The organism is Cellulomonas gilvus ATCC 13127, assembly GCF_000218545.1.
GTDB lineage: Bacteria > Actinomycetota > Actinomycetes > Actinomycetales > Cellulomonadaceae > Cellulomonas > Cellulomonas gilvus.
In genome coordinates, this window is sequence record NC_015671.1 from 2,773,550 (window position 1) to 2,793,022 (window position 19,473).

Below are 19,473 nucleotides of genomic sequence, written 5' to 3' on the forward strand. Positions count from 1 at the left end.
CCTGGTACCTATCCGCCAGGTCGACGCCGGGAAGACCGCCGAGCTGGTACCTGTCCGCCAGGTCGGGGGCCGGGGGTGGAGGGGTCGAGGTCGGGCCACGCGGTGGCGAACGCGGGCAGGAGCGGCAGCGCCGCGACGTCGGCGACGGGCACCCACGCGATCGCGAGCGACTCGTCGTCGGTGGGCCGGGCGTCGAACGGCACGACGAGCTCGGCGAGCACCGTGGTGTAGGTCCAGTCCGGGTGCGTCAGGACGTGCTCGTGCACGGTCTCGACCGCCCCGGCGGGCACACCCGCCTCCTCGGCCGCCTCGCGCAGCGCCGCGTGGGTCGCGGGCTCGCCGGGACGGCGGGCCCCGCCCGGGATGCCCCAGGTCCCGCCGTGGTGGCTCCACGGCGCACGGTGCTGCAGCAGCACGTGCGTGGCGCGGCCCTCGTCGTCACGCCGCGTGACCAGCAGGCCGGCGGCGCCGAACAACCCCCAGTGCCGCTCGCCGCACCCGCACTGCACCCAGCCGTCACCCGGGGACGGGACGTGGCCGGGCGGGGCGGGAGTCACGCGGTCAGTCTCGCACCGCCCTCACCGCCCCGCCGCCGACGCCGACGGTCACCCGCGCGACAGACGCCCATCGTCCGGCGCTCGACCTGGCGGATAAGTACCAGGTCGGCGGGAGGGGTGGGTGGGTGGGTGGAGGCGTGTGGGGTGGGCCACAGGGGGTGCCGGGCGCGGTGGGGGTGGAGTAGTGTCCCGCGCGGTGAGGTTAGGCTCCCCTCAGACGACGCGACGAAGGTGACCATGCTTGCGAACTTCCTGATCGGCCTGCGCGAGGGCCTCGAGGCCGCGCTCGTCGTCAGCATCCTGGTCGCGTACCTCGTCAGGACCGACCGGCGCGCTCTGCTGCCCGCGCTGTGGGCGGGTGTCGGCGTCGCGGTCGGGGTCTCGCTGGGCTTCGGCGCGCTGCTGACGTTCGGGCCCAAGGGGCTCTCGTTCGAGGCGCAGGAGGCGATCGGGGGGTCGCTGTCGATCGTCGCGGTCGGCCTGATCACGTGGATGATCTTCTGGATGGCCAAGACCGCCCGGCACCTCAAGGCGGACCTGCAGCACAAGCTGGACGACGCGATCGCGGCGGGCAAGGGCGCGGTCCTCGTGATGGCGCTGCTGGCCGTCGGGCGCGAGGGGCTCGAGACCGCGCTGTTCCTGTGGGCGGGTGCGAAGGCCACGTCGACGGGTGTGGCCGCCCCGCTGGTCGGGGCCGCGCTCGGAATCTCGGCGGCCGTGGTGGTCGCGTGGCTCATGTACCGCGGCGCGGTGCGCCTGGACCTGCGGCGGTTCTTCGCGTGGACGGGCGTGTTCCTGATCCTGGTCGCGGCCGGCGTGCTGGCCTACGGCATCCACGACCTGCAGGAGGCCGAGATCCTCCCGGGCCTGCACCACCTGGCGTTCGACGTCTCGGCGACGATCCCGCCGTCGTCCTGGTACGCCACGCTCCTCAAGGGCGTCTTCAACTTCACGCCCGCGACGACGTGGCTGCAGCTGATCGGCTGGGTCGCGTACGTCGCGGTGGTCCTCACGCTGTTCGTCCGCACCACCTGGGGCCGTCGCCCCGCCGCGCCGACCCCGGCCGCGGCCGCACCGTCCGGTCAGACGTCCGCACCCGCGGCAGCCCACGTGGCGCCCGCGGCCTCCTGACGCCCGACCCCGCACCCGCACCCGAGGAGACCCATGTCCCGCTCTGCCGTCGGCGCGCTCGCGCTCGCCGCCCTGGTCCTGCCGCTCGCGGCGTGCGTCGACAACGAGCCCGCGCCCGGCGCGAGCGAGGCCGGCGCGCTCACGGTGAGCAGCACCGCCGATGCGTGCACGGTCTCGTCGGCGACCGCGCAGTCCGGCACCCTGACGTTCGCCGTGACCAACGACGGCACCGACGTGACCGAGTTCTACCTGCTGGGCGAGGACGGGCTGCGCGTGGTCTCCGAGGTGGAGAACATCGGCCCGGGCATCACGCGCGACCTGGTGGTGCAGGTCCGGCCGGGCACGTACTACACCGCGTGCAAGCCGGGGATGGTGGGCGACGGCATCCGCTCGGAGTTCACGGTCACCGACTCGGGCGAGACCGTGGGCCCCACGGGCGACGTCGCCGAGCAGCTCGCCACCGCCGAGGCGCAGTACGTGTCCTACGTCAAGGACCAGGTGGGTGCGCTCATCGCGGGGACGCAGGAGTTCGCCGACGCGTACGCGTCCGGGGACGACGAGACCGCGCGCGAGCTGTACGCGGCCACACGCGTGCACTGGGAGCGGGTCGAGCCCGTCGCCGAGTCGTTCGGCGACCTGGACCCGCTGACCGACGCGCGCGAGGCCGACCTCGAGGACGGCCAGACGTGGAGCGGCTGGCACTACATCGAGAAGGACCTGTGGCAGCCCGAGCCCGCGGACAACGGCGGCGAGGAGTACGTGCCGCTCACGTCCGCCGAGCGGACCAAGGCCGCCGACGACCTGGTGGGCTGGACGCAGCAGCTCGTCGACCAGGTCAACGACCCGGCGTTCACGTTCGAGGCGTTCCAGATCTCCAACGGGGCCAAGGAGCTGCTCGACGAGGTGGCCACGGGCAAGGTCACGGGCGAGGAGGAGATCTGGTCGCACACCGACCTGTGGGACTTCCAGGCCAACGTGGACGGTGCGCGCGTCGCGTACGAGGTGCTCGCGGACGTGGTCGAGGAGGCCGACCCGGACCTGTCGGCGACGCTGCTCGAGCGCTTCACCGCCCTCGAGGCGCTGCTCGCGGCGCAGGGCTCGGTCGAGACGGGCTTCACGCCGTACGACGAGCTGACCGAGCAGGAGGTCAAGGAGCTCTCGACCGCGGTGGACGCGCTGTCCGAGCCGCTCTCGCAGCTGACCGCCGTCGTGACGGGCGCCTGACGTGACGGCCGCCGAGCAGGGACCGACCGCCGGCCGCACGGGCCTGTCGCGCCGCGCGCTGCTCGGCGGCGGCCTGCTCGGCGCCGCGGCCGTGGGCGCCGCGGTGGGCGCGGGCGTGACCCGCGCGACCGCCGACGAGCCCGCGGCACCGCCCGCGCCCGGGACGTACCCGTTCACGGGTGAGCACCAGGCGGGCATCGTCACACCCGCGCAGGACCGCCTGTACCTGGCGGCGTTCGACGTCACGACGAAGGACCGCGAGGACCTGGTCGCGCTGCTGCAGCGGTGGACGACCATCGCGGCCCGCCTCACGCAGGGGCAGGGGGCGGGTCCGTTCGGGCCGGCGTCGGGGCCGTACGACGCCCCGCCGGACGACACGGGCGAGGCGCTCGACCTGCCGCCGGCCGGTCTGACGATCACGTTCGGGTTCGGCCGCTCGCTGTTCGTGACCGCGGACGGCACGGACCGGTTCGGGCTCGCCGACCGGCTGCCGGACGCGCTCGTCGAGCTGCCGCACTTCCCGGCCGACAACCTGGACCCCGCGCGTTCGGACGGCGACCTGGTGGTGCAGGCGTGCGCCGACGACCCGCAGGTCGCGGTGCACGCGATCCGCAACCTGTCCCGCGCGGCGTTCGGAGCCGCGACGATCCGCTGGACGCAGCTCGGCTACGGCCGCACGTCCTCGACGTCCACCGCGCAGCGCACGCCGCGCAACCTGTTCGGCTTCAAGGACGGCACCGCCAACCTCAAGGTCGAGGAGCGCTCCGCGGTCGACGAGCACGTGTGGGTGCCCGCCGCGGCCGCACAGGCCGACTCGCACGACTCGGCGTGGCTCACGGGCGGGACGTACCTGGTGGCCCGGCGGATCCGCATGACGATCGAGACGTGGGACCGCACGTCGCTGCGCGAGCAGGAGGCGCTGGTCGGGCGGACCAAGGGTGAGGGTGCCCCGCTGTCCGGCGGGACCGAGTTCACCGAGCCCGACTTCGCGGTCACGGGCCGCGACGACCAGCCGCTGGTCGCGCTCAACAGCCACGTGCGCCTCGCGCACCCCACGCAGAACGACGGCGTGCGCATGCTGCGCCGCGGCTACAACTTCACCGACGGCAACGACGCGCTGGGCCGGCTCGACGCGGGGCTGTTCTTCCTGGCGTTCGTGACCGACCCGCGCACGCACTACATCCCCATGCAGAACCGGCTGTCGCGTGACGACGGGCTCATGGAGTACCTGCAGCACACGGGCTCGGGGCTGTTCGCGGTGCCGCCCGGTGTGCCCGACGGCTCGCTGGTGCTGGGCTCGGACGGCACGCCGATCACCACGGCGCACAGCCCGTTCGTCGGCGAGGCGCTTCTCGCCTGACGCGGACGCGGGACGCGGGACCCGTCAGGCGATCGAGACGAGCGTGCGCACGTCGTCGGCGGGCAGCTCGTCGACGACCGCGCTCACCGTCATCTCCCGCAGCGTGGCCGCGCCGTGGTGCACCGAGAGGAACGCGGTGTCGGACGCGTCGCGGCCGGTCGCGATGCGCAGCAGGCTCGAGCGCGGCGCGAGCGTGGTCGCGTCCACGACGCGCCACGCACCCCCGACCCACGCCTCGGCGACCGCGTGGAAGTCCATCGGGTCCAGCCCGGGCGCGTACACCGCGGCCAGACGCGCGGGCACGTCGAGCGCGCGCAGCAGCGCGACCACGAGGTGCGCGTAGTCGCGGCACACGCCCCGGCGGGCGAGCAGCGTCCGGACGGCACCGTCGGTCGGCAGGCTCGAGCCCGGCACGTACGCCAGGTGCGTGCCGACCCACGACGAGACCGCGGCGAGCAGGTCCGCGTCGGCGAGCCCGGCGAACTCGGCGCGTGCGGTGGGGCCGAGCGTGTCGGACTCGCAGTAGCGGCTCGGTCGCAGGTGCCGCAGCAGCTCCGCCTCGGTCGGCGGCACGGGTTCGGCCGCGCTCCCGGCCACCCGCGCGACGTAGTCCACGACGAGCGCACCGGGGCCGGCGTCGAGCACGTGCAGGCGCGTCCCGTGCTCGTCAGCCAGCTCCCGCACGGGCACTGGACGGCCGTCGAGCGTGACGGTGAGCCGCTCGTCGGCGTCATGGCCCGCGGCGACGGCCACCGCGAGCGCGAGCGTCGCGGGCGTCGTGACATCGAGCGTGAGGTGGGCCGAGACGTCGCGCTGCATGGTGCCGAGTGTGCGGTCCACGGGCGGCGGCCGCACCCGCGACGCGCGTAGCCTTCGGCGCGTGAGCACCGGGACGACGAGCAGCGGCACGCCGGGCACCGGGACGGGCTCGCCCGCGCCGACGACGCGACCGCCCGACGACGGCACCCCGACCCGCGTCTGGCTGGTGGCCGCGCTCACGGTTGCGACGCTCGCGCTGGTGCGCGCGAGCGGACCGCTGCTCGACCACGCGTTCGACGCGGGTGTGGTGACCGCGAGCGTCACGGCCGTGGTCACCTATGCCGGCGCGGGCGTGGTCGCGGCCCTGCTGCTGGTCGCCACACGGGTCCGCGACGGCGTGCCCTCGGGCCGGACGGTGGTGCTGGGCGCGGCCGTCCTGGGCGCGCTGCGGCTGGTCCTGCAGGGCACGGACGGTGCCGTCCGCTACGGGCTCGGCCTCGCGTCGGTGGCCTGGGCGTGCGGTGTCCTGATGCTCGCGGTCGCGTTCGTCGCGGGGCGGCCGTCCGGTCCGCGCCAGGCGGCGCTGGGGCTGCTGCTGGGCAGCGCGCTGTCCGTCGGGCTGCAGGTGATGCTGGGGACCTGGGACGCGCTGTGGCGGTCGTCGCCGCTGGGCTGGCTGGTGGCGGGCGTGGTCGCGGTCGCGCCGCTCGCGGCGTTCCGCGTGGCGCAGGACCGCGGGGACGACGCCGCGGGCACGGGCGGCGCCCGTGAGCCCGCGACGGTGCGGCCGCGCCGCCTGTGGGCCGTGGGTCCGTTCCTCGCGATCGCCGCCATGATCACCGCCAACCCGGCGTTCGTGGCGTCGCAGACCTCGGTCGCGCTGGGGTGGGCAGGTCTCGTGCTCGTGGGCGCGCACGTCGTCGGCGGGTGGCTGCTGCTGCGGCCCGACCGGTGGCCGAGCGCGGTGCGCGTGGGTGGGGCCGGGCTCGTCGTGGTCGCCGTGGCGCTCGTGCTGCTGCTCCCCGCGCGTGCCGTGCGCATCCCCGCATGGTCCTCGGCCGCGGTGCTGGTCGCGGTCGTCGGGCTGGTGCTCGGGCTCGCCGTGGTGCTCGTCGGGACGCTGAGCGTGCGCAGGCCCGCGCCGCCGGGCACGTGGCGCACCGCGGGTGCGGCCGCCCTGGCCGGGCTGGGTGCGATCGGCCCGCTGCTGCTGTACATGGTCGACTACGACGTGCCGCTGCCTGTCGACAACGCCGCCGTCCCGGTCCTGGCGGCCGCGGTCCTCGCGCTCACCGGCCTGCACCACCGACTCCCCGCGGGCGTCGCCGACGTCGACGCGGACCGGGCCGACGACGCACCGGGCGGCGACGGCCGCCAGCCCGCGCGCGTGCGGGCCATCCGGCTGCTGCTGGTCCCCGCGGCGGCGCTCGCGCTGCTGGGGCTCACCCCCTCGACCACGTGGACCCACGGCGCGGACGTCCCGCCGCGTGCGGCCGGCGACCAGCTCACGGTGCTGTCCTGGAACCTGCACCACGGCGTCGCCCCCGCGGTCGGCGTGGACCTCGAGGAGATCGCGACGACGATCGTGGCGGCGGATCCGGACGTGGTCCTGCTGCAGGAGGTCCAACGGGGCTGGGTGCTGGGCGGCGGCACGGACATGGCGACGTGGCTCGCACGCCGGCTCGGCATGACGGTCGAGGTCGCGCCCGCAGCCGACCGGCAGCTGGGCAACGCGATCCTGTCCCGGTCGGCGCTCACCGGCGTCGTCGCGCACGCGCTGCCGTACGGCGCGGGTCCGCAGGAGCGTTCGGCGCTGTCCGCCACGGTGCGCACGTCCGACGGCACCGCGCTGCGGGTCACGTCCGTGCACCTGCAGCACCGCGCGGAGAACACCCCCACCCGGCTGGACCAGCTCGCGGCGCTGCTCACGGCCGAGCCCGTCACGGGGCCGTCCCTGCTGGGCGGCGACCTCAACGCCGCGCCCGGGCAGCCGGAGCCCTCGCTGCTGACGGACGCGGGCTGGACCGACGCGCTCGCGGGCGATCCCGGCGCGCTCACGTCACCGGCTGCCGACCCGCGCACCCGGATCGACTGGGTGCTCGGCCGGCAGGTGACGTTCGCGCACGCGGACGTGCTCACATCGTCGCAGGCGTCCGACCACCTGCCCGTGCTGGTGCGGCTGACCGTGCCCTGAGCCTCAGTCCGAGCGGTGGTGCAGCATGCGCGCGACCTCAGCGATCGTGCCGGACATCGACGGGTAGACGGTGATGACCTCGGCCACCTGGTCCGCGGACAGGCGGTGCGTGATCGCCAGCGCGACCGGGAACACCGACTCGCTCGCGCGCGGACCCACCAGCACGGCACCCAGCACGGTCCCCGAGCCGGGGCTCGCGAAGATCTTGACGAACCCCTCGCGCACGCCGAGCATCTTCGCGCGCGGGTTGCGCGTGATCGGCAGCATCGAGACCTCGTACGGCGTGCCCTCGTCGGCCAGCCGCTGCTCGGAGTAGCCCACGGTGGCGATCTCCGGAGCGGTGAAGATGTTCGCGGCCACGGCGCGCAGCGACAGCGGCGTGACGCTGTCGCCGAGCGCGTGCGACATCGCGATGCGTCCCTGCGTCGCCGCGACGGACGCGAGCGGCAGCACACCCGTGACGTCGCCGGCCGCGTACACGCCGCGCACGCTCGTGCGGGACACCTTGTCCACCTCGATGTGCCCCGAGGCGGTCAGGCGCACGCCCGCCTCCTCGAGCCCGAGCCCGTCGGTGGTCGGGATCGAGCCGACCGCGAACAGCACGTGGCTGCCCTCGATCTCGCGTCCGTCGGCGAGCGTCACGACGACGCCGTCGGCCGTCCGGCGCGCACCCGCGGCCCGCGATCGGGACAGCACGGTCATCCCGCGCCGCTTGAACACGTCCTCGATGAGCTCGGCGGCGTCGGTGTCCTCCCCCGGCAGCACGCGCTCGCGCGAGGACACGAGCGTGACCTGCGAGCCGAGCGACGTGTACGCACCCGCGAACTCCGCACCCGTGACCCCCGAGCCGACCACCACGAGCCGCTCGGGCAGCGCGGGCAGGTCGTACAGCTGCGTCCACGTCAGGATGCGCTCGCCGTCGGGCCGCGCCTCGGGCAGCTCACGCGGGCGCGCACCCGTCGCGACGAGCACCACGTCGGCGTCCAGCGTCTCGTCGGCCACACCGTCACGTGTGCGCACCACGACGCGCTGCGGCCCGTCGAGCCGGCCGTGGCCCAGCAGCACCCGCACGCCCTCGCGCTCGAGGCGCGCCCGGATGTCCGCCGACTGCGCGGACGCGAGCGCGCGCACGCGCGTGTTCACCGCCGCGAGGTCGATGTGGTGCCGGTGGTCCGCGCCGACCGCGGAGCGGATCCCCAGCTCGGGTGCGCGGTCCGCGATCGTCATCCACTCGGCTGTCGCGATGAGCGTCTTCGAGGGCACCACGTCCGTCAGCACGGCCGAGCCGCCGAGCCCCGCCGCCTCGACGACCGTCACGTCGGCGCCCAGCCGCCGGGCCACGAGCGCGGCCTCGTAGCCGCCGGGTCCCCCGCCGACGACGACGACGCGGGTGTCGGGCAGGGCGGGCGTCCCGGGAGGTGTGCTCACGGGTGCATTGTGCCGTGACCGAGGCGTGCGCTCTCGTCGCGCGGGCCCGGCCGCCGGGGCCGCGCGAGGACTAGCCTGCGGGCATGACCGACGTGATCGACATCGACGACCCGACGACCGACCCCTTCGACGTGGCGCGCGCGGCCGCGCACGCGCTCGCGGAGGCCACCGGCGTGGCCCGCCACGACGTGGCGCTCGTGCTCGGCTCCGGCTGGGGCGGCGCCGCGGACCTGCTGGGCGAGACCGTCGCCGAGGTGCCCAGCACCGAGCTGCCCGGGTTCTCGGCCGCGGCAGTGCACGGGCACGTCGGCACCATCCGCTCGGTGCGCATCGGCGACGGCGACCGGCACGCGCTGGTCCTGGGCTCGCGCACGCACCTGTACGAGGGCAAGGGCGTGCGGCGCGTGGTGCACGGCATGCGCACCGCGGCGGCCGCGGGCGCCTCGACCGTGGTGCTCACCAACGGGTGCGGCGGCCTGAACCCCGCGTGGGCGCCCGGCACGCCCGTGCTCATCAGCGACCACATCAACCTGACCGCGACGTCCCCGGTCGAGGGCGCGACGTTCGTCGACCTCACCGACCTGTACTCGGCCCGCCTGCGCGCCGTCGCGCGCGAGGTGGACGCGACGCTCGACGAGGGCGTGTACGTCCAGTTCCGTGGCCCGCACTACGAGACCCCGGCCGAGGTGCGCATGGCCGGTCGCCTCGGCGGCGACCTCGTCGGGATGTCCACGACGCTCGAGGCGATCGCCGCGCGCCAGGCGGGCATGGAGGTCCTCGGCATCTCGCTGGTCACCAACCTGGCCGCGGGCATCAGCGAGCAGCCGCTGTCCCACGGCGAGGTCCTCGAGGCCGGCCAGGCCGCAGGCCCGCGCATCAGCGCGCTCCTCGCCGAGGTGATCCGCCGCCTGTGACGTACGTCCGACCCGCGCGTGCGCGCGCTGCGTTCGTCCAGACCCCTACCGGTCAGTACGTTGGGGGGATGAGCCGCGACGAGGCGTGGGACCACCTGCGCGCGCAGGTCGAGACCTGGATCGACGACGACCCCGATCCCCAGACGGCCGACGAGCTGCGCGACCTGCTGCGCACCGCCGACAGCCTGCCGGAGCACGAGGGCACCACACCCGCCGAGCAGTACACGTGGCGCACCGCCGCGGCCGCGCGGGCCGAGCTGGCGGACCGGTTCACCGGTCTGCTCCAGTTCGGCACCGCGGGCCTGCGCGGCGCGATCGCGGGCGGGCCGCACCGGATGAACCGCGCGGTGGTGATCCGCGCGGCCTCGGGTCTCGCGGAGCACCTCCTGGGCGAGCTCGACGGCCTGGCACCCCCGCGCGTGGTCGTGGGCTACGACGCGCGGCACAAGTCGCACGACTTCGCGACCGACACCGCCGCGGTGCTCACCGCGGTCGGCATCGAGGTCCTGCTCCTGCCCGGGCCGCTGCCCACACCCGTGCTGGCGTTCGCCGTGCGCCGGCTCGAGGCCGACGCGGGCGTCATGGTCACGGCGTCGCACAACCCGCCGCAGGACAACGGCTACAAGGTCTACCTCGGTGGCCGCGTCGTGACGGACGCGGGTCAGGGCGCGCAGATCGTCCCGCCCGCGGATGCGGCGATCGCCGCCGAGATCGCGCGCGTGCCCTCGGTCGCGTCCGTGCCGCGGGCCGCGTCGGGGTGGACCGTGCTGGGGCCCGAGATCGTCGACGAGTACGTGGCCGCCACGCTCGCCCTCGCGGGGCCCGAGCAGCGCGCGCTCGCCGCCGACCTGCGCATCGTCCTGACGCCGCTGCACGGCGTGGGTGGCGCGGTCGCGCAGCGCGTCCTGCGCGAGGCCGGCTACACCGACGTGCTGGTGGTGCCCGAGCAGGAGCACCCCGACCCGGACTTCCCGACCGTCGCGTTCCCCAACCCCGAGGAGCCGGGGGCGATCGACCTCGCGCTCGGCCTCGCGTCCGACGAGGGTGCCGACCTGGTCATCGCGCTCGACCCGGATGCGGACCGGTGCGCGGTCGCCGTGCGCGACCCCCGGTCCCGCGCGTACCGGGGACCCGACACCGCCGCGGCCGAGGGCTGGCGCATGCTGCACGGCGACGAGACCGGCGGGCTGCTGGGCCAGGTCATGGCCGAGCGCCTCGCCGCGGACGCCGAGCCGCTCGACCCCGACGCCGCGTTCGCGAGCTCGATCGTGTCCTCGCGGCTGCTCGCGCGCATCGCCGCGACGGCGGGCGTGCGACACGTGCAGACGCTCACCGGGTTCAAGTGGCTCTCGCGCGTCGACGGGCTCGCGTTCGGGTACGAGGAGGCGCTCGGCTACTGCGTCGCGCCGCTCAACGTGCGGGACAAGGACGGCATCTCCGCCGCGCTGCTCATGGCGGGCCTCGCCGCACGGCTCAAGGCGTCCGGGCGCACGCTCGTGGACGCGCTCGACGACCTCGCGCGGGCGCACGGCCTCCACCTGACCGGTCAGGTCTCGGCCCGGTACGACGACCTCGCACAGATCCCGGCCACGGTGCAGCGGCTTCGGGAGAACCCGCCGGCCACCGTCGGCGGCTCCCACGTGGAGCGCATCGTCGACCTCGCGCGCGGCACCGAGGAGGAGCGCGGCGGCCTGCCGCCCACCGAGGGGCTGCGGCTCGACGTCGCGGACGGCACGCGCGTCGTCGTGCGGCCGTCGGGCACCGAGCCCAAGGTCAAGTGCTACCTCGAGGTCATCGAGCCCGTCGCGGCGGACGCGGACGCCGACGCGGTGGGTGCGGCGCGTGCGCGCGCCAAGGAGCGCCTCGACGCCGTCGCCGCCGACATGCGGCGCGCGCTCGGCATCGCCTGACACGGGTCCGGGCCCGACCACCGCACGCGGTCGGGCCCGGGCCGGCAGGGTCAGTAGCCGGCGTCCGCCTCGAGACCCGCGAGCACCGCAGCCGTCCCGGACAGGCCCAGGCGCGTCGCGCCCGCCGCGATCATCGCGAGCGCGTCCGCCGACGTGCGGATGCCGCCCGACGCCTTGACGCCGAGCCGGCCCCCGACCGTGTCGGCCATGATCCGCACGGCGTGCACCGTCGCGCCGCCCGCCGGGTGGAAGCCCGTGGACGTCTTGACGAAGTCCGCCCCGGCCGCGGCCGCCGCCCGGCACACCTCGACGATCTCGTGGTCGCTGAGCGCCGCGGACTCGATGATGACCTTGAGGACGGTCGGCGCGGGCACGGCCGCGCGCACCGCGGCGATGTCCGCCTGCACGTCGGCGAACCGGCCCTCCTTGGCGGCGCCCACGTCGATCACCATGTCGACCTCGGTCGCGCCGTCGGCCACGGAGCGCGCGGCCTCGGCGGCCTTGACGTCGCTGTGGTGCTTGCCCGACGGGAACCCGCACACGGTCGCCACCTCGAGGCCCGCGGGGACCTCGACGGGCAGGAACGACGGCGAGATGCAGATCGAGTACGTGCCCAGCTCGGCCGCCTCCGCGACCAGCGCCTCGACGTCGGCCCGCGTCGCCTCGGGCTTGAGCAGGGTGTGGTCGACGAACTTGGCGAGCGCTGCGGCGTCCAGCGGGTCGTGGGTCATGCGCGGTGCCTTCCTCCCCGGGCCGCGGCGTACGCCGGCCGGATCACGGTGTCGATCAGTGCGGCGCGCTCGTCCTGGTGGACGAACGCGTGGGCGGCCGCGGTCGCGGCCACGTGCTCGAGGTCGGCGAGCGTCCAGCCCGCCTCGTCGACCAGCAGGGTCAGCTCACGGCCCAGCGACGTGCCGGACTGCAGGCGGTTGTCGGTGTTGACCGTGACCGCGAACCCCAGGCGCAGCAGCCGCGTCACGGGGTGCTCGGCGATCGACGCGGCACCGCCGGTCTGCACGTTCGAGGACGGACAGACCTCGAGCGCCAGGCGGCGGTCCCGCACCCAGTGCGCGAGCAGGCCCAAGCGGTCACCCAGGTCGTCGGCGCCCACGTCGTCCGCGAGCCGCACGCCGTGCCCCAGCCGCAGCGCACCCTCGGCCACCGCGTCGGCGATCGAGTCGAGGCCTGCGGCCTCACCCGCGTGCAGCGTGCACGGGAAGTGGGCGCGACGCAGCGTGCCGAACACCTCGGACAGGCGCGACGGCGGGAACCCGTCCTCGGGGCCGGCCAGGTCGAACGCGACGACGCCGGCGTCACGGTTGGCGATCGCGAGCTCGGCGACCTCCTGCCAGCGGTCCAGGTGGCGCATCGCGCACAGGATCGCGAGCACCCGGATCGGCCGGCCGTCGGCCCGCGCCTGCGCCATGCCCTCGTCGAACCCCGTGCGGACGGCGTCCACCACGTCCTGCAGGCTCAGGCCCTGCTCGACGTGCTGCTCGGGCGCGAACCGCACCTCGGCGTAGACCACGCCGTCGGCGGCCAGGTCCAGCGCGCACTCGCGCGCCACGCGACGCAGCGCGTCGGCGGTCTGGAGCACCGCGACGGTGTGCGCGAACGTCTCGAGGTACAGCTCGAGCGAACCCGCCGACGCCGACTCGACGAACCAGCGCCCCAGCTCGTCGGGATCGGTCGTCGGCAGCTCGTGGCCCACCTGCTCGGCGAGCTCGACGATCGTCGCGGGCCGCAGGCCGCCGTCGAGGTGGTCGTGCAGCAGCACCTTGGGCAGGCTCGCGACGAGCGCAGCGGTGCCGTCCGACGCGACGTCGTCGGACGGGGTCAGGGTCACGCTCACGTGAGGTCGTCCTCCTGCGCGGGGATCTCGGTGTCCTGCTCCACGACGTCGGCCTCGTCGGCCTGACCCTCGAGGTCGGCGCGCGCGAAGTCGGGGACGTACTCCTCGGGGTCCGCGACTGGCGCGTCGCCGTCGGCGAGCCGTGCGGGGACGTCGGGTTCGGCGGGGACCAGGCCGGCGTCGCGCCAGCTGTCGTCACCGGGGACGGTGCTCATGGCTCCTCCAGGAGGTCGGGGGGACGTCCCCATCCTGGTCCGCCCCGCGCGACGGCGCAGGGCGGACCCGGGTGGTCAGGACGCCGTGATGCGGTCCAGCAGCAGCGGACCGGCGCCGGGCGCGGCCGTCGGGTCCACCACGATCGCACCGGCGAGCGCCTCCTTGGCGCGCGCGAACCGCTCCGGGGTGTCGGTGTGCAGCGTGAGCACGGGCTGACCGGCGCGGACGGGCTCACCCGGGCGCACGTGGATCTCCACGCCCGCACCGGCCTGCACCGGGTCCTCCTTGCGCGCACGGCCCGCACCGAGCCGCCACGCCGCCACGCCGACGCCGAACGCGTCGAGCGTCGTCAGCACGCCGTCGGACTCCGCGAGCACCTGCTCGGTCTCGCGCGCCACCGGCAGCTCCGCGTCGGGGTCGCCGTCCTGCGCCGCGATCATGCGCCGCCACACGTCCATCGCCCGGCCGTCGGCCAGCGCGGCGGCGGGGTCCGCGTCGGGCTGCCCCGCGGCCGCGAGCATCTCGCGCGCGAGCGCGACCGTGAGCTCCACGACGTCCGCGGGCCCACCGCCGGCGAGCACCTCGACCGACTCCCGGACCTCGAGCGCGTTGCCCGCGGTCAGGCCCAGCGGCGTGGACATGTCGGTCAGCAGCGCGACCGTCGTGACGCCCGCGTCGGTGCCGAGCTCGACCATGGTGCGGGCGAGCTCACGCGCGCGCTCCAGGTCCTTCATGAACGCACCCGAACCGACCTTGACGTCGAGCACGAGCGAGCCGGTGCCCTCCGCGATCTTCTTGCTCATGATCGAGCTCGCGATCAGCGGGATGGCCTCGACGGTCCCGGTCACGTCCCGCAGCGCGTAGAGCTTGCGGTCCGCGGGCGCGAGCCCCGACCCGGCCTGGCAGATCACCGCACCGACGTCCGCGAGCTGACGCATCATCTCGTCGTTGGTCAGCGCCGCGCGCCACCCGGGGATCGACTCGAGCTTGTCGAGCGTGCCGCCCGTGTGGCCCAGGCCGCGCCCGGACAGCTGCGGCACCGCGACGCCGAACACCGCGACGAGCGGCGCGAGCGGGAGCGTGATCTTGTCCCCCACGCCGCCCGTCGAGTGCTTGTCGGACGTCGGCCGGCCCAGGTCCGCGAAGGACATGCGCTCACCCGACGCGATCATCGCCGCGGTCCACCGCGCGATCTCCGCGCGGTCCATGCCGTTGAGCAGGATCGCCATGTTGAGCGCGGACATCTGCTCGTCGGCGACCACGCCGCGCGTGTACGCGTCGATCACCCAGTCGATCTGCGCGTCGGTCAGGCGCTTGCCGTCCCGCTTGGCGACGATGACGTCGACCGCGTCGAACGTCTCGCTCATGCTCGTTCCTCCAGGTCGTCCGGCCCGAACGCATCGGGCAGGACCTCGGTCATCGGCTTGACGCCGCTCACGGTCTCGACGATCAGCCGCGCACCGCCGTGCTCCCACAGCAGCTGGCGGCAGCGCCCGCAGGGCATGAGCACGTTGCCGTGCCCGTCCACGCACGTAAATGCCACGAGCCGCCCGCCGCCCGACATCGTCAGCGCGGACACGAGCGAGCACTCGGCGCACAGCGTCACGCCGTAGCTCGCGTTCTCGACGTTGCACCCGGACACCACGCGACCGTCGTCGACGATCGCGGCCGCGCCCACCGGGAACTTCGAGTACGGCACGTACGCCTTGCGCATCGCCTCGGTGGCGACCGTCCGCAGCGCGTCCCAGTCCACCTCGGTCATGCGCTCACTCCTTCACGTAGGGCTCACCGGCGGCGGCGGGGCCGCGCGAGCGCCCGACCAGACCGGCGACGGCGAGGATGGTCACCACGTACGGCAGCATCAGCATGAACTGGCTGGGCACGGGCGCCCCGACGAGCGACAGCGCGTTCTGGAGGTTCGACGCGAAGCCGAACAGCAACGCGGCGAGCGCGGCCCGCACGGGGTCCCACTTGCCGAAGATCACCGCGGCGAGCGCGATGAAGCCCGCACCCGCGGTCATCTCCTTGCCGAAGCTCGAGACCGAGACCACGGTGTAGAACGCGCCACCCACGCCCGCGATCGCACCGGCGATCATGATCGCGCGGTAGCGCGTGCGCTCGACCTTGATGCCCACGGTGTCTGCGGCGGTCGGGTGCTCGCCCACGGCACGCACGCGCAGGCCCCAGCGCGTGCGCATGAGCGCGAACCAGACCGCGGGCACGGTCACGTACATGAGGTAGACGACGAACGTCTGGTTGAACAGCGCCGGGCCGATCACCGGGATCTTGGACAGCACGGGGATCGCGATGGGGTCGAAGCGCTCGGTGTCGTTGAGCGTCGCACCGTCCGGCACCAGCACCTTGGAGTACAGGAAGCTCGTGACGCCGATGACGAGCACGTTGAGCACCACGCCGACGATCACCTGGTTGACGCGGTACGTGATCGTGAACAGGCCGAGCACGAGCGCGACGAGCACGCCCGCGACGACCGCCGCCAGCAGACCGGCCCACGGGCTGTCCGTGACCGAGCCGACGAACGCCGCGGTGAAGGCGCCCGCGAGCAGCTGACCCTCGATCGCGATGTTGACCACGCCCGCGCGCTCGCCGATCACGCCGCCGAGCGAGCCGAAGACGATCGGCACCGCGAGCAGCACCGAGCCGCCCACGAGCCGGAACACGGGCAGGTCGGCCGAGCTGCCCGCAGCCGCCCACGCGAGGAAGCCGACCAGGAACACGAACGCGAACAGGAACGACAGCCACACGGGGACCCGCCGCCGTGCAGCGACCAGCGCGACGGCCGCGAGCGTGAGCAGCGTCATGACGCCGACGCAGACCCAGGCGAACGTCGTGCCCGGGACCACCAGGTCGGGGATCGCGAAGAAGTCGGTCTGCGTGGCGAACCGGAAGCTCGCATCGCCCTCACGCGAACCGAGCGCCAGGACCAGGGCGAACAGCGCGGTCACGATCGCGAGCGCGATCGGGGCCTTCCTGCCCACCACCTCGACGCGGCGGTGCTCTCCCGCGGCCGGGACCACGGCCGGGGTCGGTGCCAGGGCGGTCATCGTGCAGCTCCGTCGGCCGTCGGGGCGGCGGGCGTCGCCGCCGGGGGTGTGGCGCGGCGGGCGGAGACCCGCCGCTTCGGCTGCGGCAGCCGGAAGATCGCGCGCACCAGCGGGGGTGCGGCGATGAACAGGACGATCAGCGACTGGACGACGAGGACGATCTCGATCGGGATGCCCTCGGACGCCTGCATCGTGGTGCCGCCGGCCTTGAACGCACCGAACAGCAGGCTCGCGAACAGCACGCCGACCGGCTGCGAGCTGCCGAGCAGCGCGACCGTGATCGCGTCGAAGCCGACGCCCGCGTCGATGCTCGAGCCGAAGCCGGTCGTCGACAGGCCGAGCACCTGCGTGGCTCCTGCCACGCCGATCAGCGCACCGCCGACCAGCATCGAGACGACGATCGTGCGGGGCACGTTGACCCCCGCGACGCGCCCGGCGTACGGGTTCTCGCCGATGATCCGGAACCGGAAGCCGACGCTGGACCGGTTCAGCAGCCACCAGACGACCCCGACCGCGACGAGCGCCAGGACGAAGCCCAGGTGCACCGGGAACTGCTTGCCGAACAGGCGCGGCAGGATCGCGGTGGCCTCCATGGGCGGCGTCTTGGGGTTCGCGGAGCCGGGGGCCTGCAGCAGGCCGGGCGTCGCGAGCATGTAGGAGATCAGGTAGAACGCGATGTAGTTGAGCATGATCGTGACGATCACCTCGTGCGCGCCCGTGGTCGCCTTGAGCAGACCCGCGATCCCCGCCCACAGCGCGCCGGCGACGACACCAGCGATGAGCGCGACCAGCAGGTGCAGCCCCGCGGGCAGGTCGAGCCCGAAGCCCACCCAGCCCGCGGCGGCGGCCGAGACCAGCATCTGCCCCTGGCCACCGATGTTGAACATGCCCGACCGGAAGCCGATCGCGACGCCGAGACCCGCCAGGATCAGCGGCGTCGAGTACGTGAGCGACTGCGTCAACGGCCGGATGGCCTGCTCGAACGTGTCGGCGTTGTAGTTGTAGATCGCGCCGCGGAACAGCGCCGTGTACGCACCACCGACCGCGCTGCCGATCGCCTGCAGCATGTCGCCCGGACGCGAGAAGAAGTACTTCGACGTGTCCTGCACGTCGGGGTCCGTCGCGGCGATCATCACCGATCCCGCGAGCACGGCCAGGACGACGGCACCCAGGGCCACCGTCCAGCCGCCGGACGTCACGCGGGCGATCGCGTCGCGCCAGCGGCGGTCGTCGCCGTCGTCGGTCCGGGGCGCGGTCGCGGGTGCGGCCTTGGCCACCGGCGTGGTCGCTGCGCTGTCTGGCGCGCTCATGCGGCCTCTCCTGCGTCATCGGGCGCGATGCCGGCCATCATCAGGCCGATCACGTCGCGCGGAGTCGTCGCGGGCACGATGCCGACCACGCGACCGCGGTACATCACCAGGATCCGGTCCCCGAGCGCGACAGCCTCGTCGAGCTCGGTCGCCAGCACGATCACGGGGATGCCCGCGTCGCGCGTCTCGACGATGCGCTTGTGGATGAACTCGATCGAACCGACGTCGACGCCGCGCGTGGGCTGAGCGGCGATGAACACCTTCAGCTCACGCGACAGCTCACGCGCCAGCACGACCTTCTGCTGGTTCCCGCCGGACAGGCGGCCCGCGGGCACGTCGATGCCCTGCGTCCGGATGTCGAACTCGTCGACCTTGTCCACCGCGAACTTGTCGCGCGCCTTGAGCTGGAGCATCCCGTGGCGCGCGAACGGCAGCTCGTCGGCCCGGTTGAGCATGAGGTTCTCGGCGACCGTGAACGTGCCGACGAGCCCGTCGACCCCGCGGTCCTCGGGCACGAACCCGACACCCGCGTCGATCAGCTGGCGCACGGACTTGCCCACGAGCTCCTGGCCGTCGAGCCGGATGCTGCCCGTGACGTGCGGCTGCAGGCCGGCGAGCGCCTCGGCGAGCTCGGTCTGGCCGTTGCCCTGGACACCGGCCACGACCAGCACCTCGCCGCCGCGCACCGTGAACGTGACGTCGTCGACCAGCACGGTGCCGCGCGGGTCGATCACGTCGAGCTGCTCGACCTCGAGCACGGACCCGCCGTACTGCGGGGCGTCCTTGTGCACGGTGAGCTCGACGGCGCGCCCGACCATGAGCGCGGCCAGCTCCGCGTCGGTCGCGCCGGGGGCGGCCTCACCCACGATCGCGCCGCGTCGCACGACCGTGATGCGGTCCGCCACCGCGCGGACCTCGCGCAGCTTGTGGGTGATGAACACGATCGCGACGCCCTCGGACTTGAGCTGGCGCATGATCGCCATCAGCTCGTCGGTCTCCTGCGGCGTCAGGACGGCGGTCGGCTCGTCGAACACGAGGACCTTGGCGTCCCGGGACAGCGCCTTGATGATCTCGACGCGCTGCTGCACGCCGACGGGCAGCTCCTCGACGAGCGCGTCCGGGTCGACGTGGAAGCCGAACCGGTCGGCGATCTCCTTGACCTTGGCGCGGCCGGCCTCGAGGTCGAGGCGGCCACCGCCGCGCGTCTGCTCGTTGCCGAGCAGCACGTTCTCGGCGACCGTGAAGACGGGGATGAGCATGAAGTGCTGGTGCACCATGCCGATGCCGGCCGCCATCGCGTCACCCGGGCCGGAGAAGTGCTGGACGACGTCGTCCAGGACGATCTCGCCCTCGTCCGCGGTGTACAGGCCGTACAGGACGTTCATCAGCGTCGACTTGCCGGCGCCGTTCTCGCCGAGCAGGCAGTGGATCTCGCCTGGTTCGACGACGAGGTCGATGTGGTCGTTGGCGACCAGCGACCCGAACCGCTTGGTGATGCCTCGAAGCTCCAGCCTCATGGGGGTGATCCTCGTTCCGGGCGGCGACGGCCGCACGAC

General features: G+C 74.2%; 17 protein-coding genes. 6 read left to right on the forward strand and 11 right to left on the reverse strand.

What is annotated here, in order from left to right; all coding sequences use genetic code 11:
• Positions 1-8: 8 nt before the first annotated feature.
• Positions 9-557: an NUDIX domain-containing protein gene (locus tag CELGI_RS12630; RefSeq protein WP_013884519.1), complete on the reverse strand. Its 549-nt coding sequence runs from the start codon at positions 555-557 to the stop codon at positions 9-11.
• Positions 558-794: 237 nt separating this feature from the next.
• Between CELGI_RS12630 and efeU the strand changes: the two genes are divergently transcribed.
• The 3 genes from efeU to efeB are packed head-to-tail and all read left to right on the forward strand — an operon-like array spanning position 795 to position 4,272.
• A complete protein-coding gene (gene efeU, locus CELGI_RS12635) occupies positions 795-1,688 on the forward strand; it encodes an iron uptake transporter permease EfeU (protein ID WP_013884520.1) in 894 nt (297 codons plus the stop codon).
• Positions 1,689-1,721: 33 nt separating this feature from the next.
• Positions 1,722-2,912, forward strand: a complete 1,191-nt coding sequence (gene efeO / locus CELGI_RS12640) for an iron uptake system protein EfeO (RefSeq protein WP_013884521.1) — start codon at positions 1,722-1,724, stop codon at positions 2,910-2,912.
• Position 2,913: 1 nt separating this feature from the next.
• On the forward strand, positions 2,914-4,272 hold the full coding sequence (gene efeB / locus CELGI_RS12645) for an iron uptake transporter deferrochelatase/peroxidase subunit (RefSeq protein ID WP_013884522.1): 1,359 nt from the start codon (positions 2,914-2,916) through the stop codon (positions 4,270-4,272).
• Positions 4,273-4,296: 24 nt separating this feature from the next.
• On the opposite strand, the gene CELGI_RS12650 is transcribed toward efeB, so the two are convergent.
• On the reverse strand, positions 4,297-5,091 hold the full coding sequence (locus CELGI_RS12650; RefSeq protein WP_013884523.1) for a transglutaminase-like domain-containing protein: 795 nt from the start codon (positions 5,089-5,091) through the stop codon (positions 4,297-4,299).
• Positions 5,092-5,152: 61 nt separating this feature from the next.
• Here CELGI_RS12650 and CELGI_RS12655 point away from each other — a divergent pair, with 61 nt between their 5' ends.
• Positions 5,153-7,225: an endonuclease/exonuclease/phosphatase family protein gene (locus tag CELGI_RS12655; protein WP_013884524.1), complete on the forward strand. Its 2,073-nt coding sequence runs from the start codon at positions 5,153-5,155 to the stop codon at positions 7,223-7,225.
• 3 nt (positions 7,226-7,228) lie between these two features.
• On the opposite strand, the gene CELGI_RS12660 is transcribed toward CELGI_RS12655, so the two are convergent.
• Complete coding sequence (locus CELGI_RS12660; RefSeq protein WP_013884525.1) at positions 7,229-8,653, reverse strand: NAD(P)H-quinone dehydrogenase; 1,425 nt, start codon at positions 8,651-8,653, stop codon at positions 7,229-7,231.
• Between the two features lie 83 nt (positions 8,654-8,736).
• On the opposite strand from CELGI_RS12660, the gene CELGI_RS12665 reads away from it, so the two are divergent.
• Both CELGI_RS12665 and CELGI_RS12670 read left to right on the forward strand, forming a co-directional pair.
• Positions 8,737-9,567: a purine-nucleoside phosphorylase gene (locus tag CELGI_RS12665; protein ID WP_013884526.1), complete on the forward strand. Its 831-nt coding sequence runs from the start codon at positions 8,737-8,739 to the stop codon at positions 9,565-9,567.
• 68 nt (positions 9,568-9,635) lie between these two features.
• Positions 9,636-11,477, forward strand: a complete 1,842-nt coding sequence (locus tag CELGI_RS12670) for a phospho-sugar mutase (protein ID WP_013884527.1) — start codon at positions 9,636-9,638, stop codon at positions 11,475-11,477.
• A gap of 50 nt (positions 11,478-11,527) precedes the next feature.
• Here CELGI_RS12670 and deoC read toward each other — a convergent pair whose 3' ends face one another.
• The 8 genes from deoC to CELGI_RS12710 form a co-directional block, all read right to left on the reverse strand.
• On the reverse strand, positions 11,528-12,208 hold the full coding sequence (gene deoC / locus CELGI_RS12675; RefSeq protein WP_013884528.1) for a deoxyribose-phosphate aldolase: 681 nt from the start codon (positions 12,206-12,208) through the stop codon (positions 11,528-11,530).
• The gene (locus tag CELGI_RS12680) at positions 12,205-13,329 is read right to left on the reverse strand and encodes an adenosine deaminase (protein WP_013884529.1); all 1,125 of its coding nucleotides are present in this window, start codon (positions 13,327-13,329) and stop codon (positions 12,205-12,207) included. Before CELGI_RS12680 ends, deoC begins: the two co-directional genes overlap by 4 nt.
• Positions 13,326-13,544 carry a hypothetical protein gene (locus tag CELGI_RS17400; RefSeq protein ID WP_013884530.1) on the reverse strand — a complete coding sequence of 73 codons (219 nt, stop codon included), beginning with the start codon at positions 13,542-13,544 and terminating at the stop codon, positions 13,326-13,328. Before CELGI_RS17400 ends, CELGI_RS12680 begins: the two co-directional genes overlap by 4 nt.
• Before the next feature lie 75 nt (positions 13,545-13,619).
• Positions 13,620-14,912, reverse strand: a complete 1,293-nt coding sequence (locus CELGI_RS12690) for a thymidine phosphorylase (RefSeq protein WP_013884531.1) — start codon at positions 14,910-14,912, stop codon at positions 13,620-13,622.
• On the reverse strand, positions 14,909-15,307 hold the full coding sequence (locus tag CELGI_RS12695; protein WP_013884532.1) for a cytidine deaminase: 399 nt from the start codon (positions 15,305-15,307) through the stop codon (positions 14,909-14,911). Before CELGI_RS12695 ends, CELGI_RS12690 begins: the two co-directional genes overlap by 4 nt.
• A gap of 4 nt (positions 15,308-15,311) precedes the next feature.
• Positions 15,312-16,607, reverse strand: a complete 1,296-nt coding sequence (locus CELGI_RS12700) for an ABC transporter permease (RefSeq protein WP_013884533.1) — start codon at positions 16,605-16,607, stop codon at positions 15,312-15,314.
• On the reverse strand, positions 16,604-17,917 hold the full coding sequence (locus CELGI_RS12705; protein ID WP_013884534.1) for an ABC transporter permease: 1,314 nt from the start codon (positions 17,915-17,917) through the stop codon (positions 16,604-16,606). Before CELGI_RS12705 ends, CELGI_RS12700 begins: the two co-directional genes overlap by 4 nt.
• Entirely contained in the window at positions 17,914-19,434 is a 1,521-nt protein-coding gene (locus CELGI_RS12710) for an ABC transporter ATP-binding protein (RefSeq protein WP_013884535.1), read from the reverse strand. Before CELGI_RS12710 ends, CELGI_RS12705 begins: the two co-directional genes overlap by 4 nt.
• Positions 19,435-19,473 lie beyond the last annotated feature (39 nt).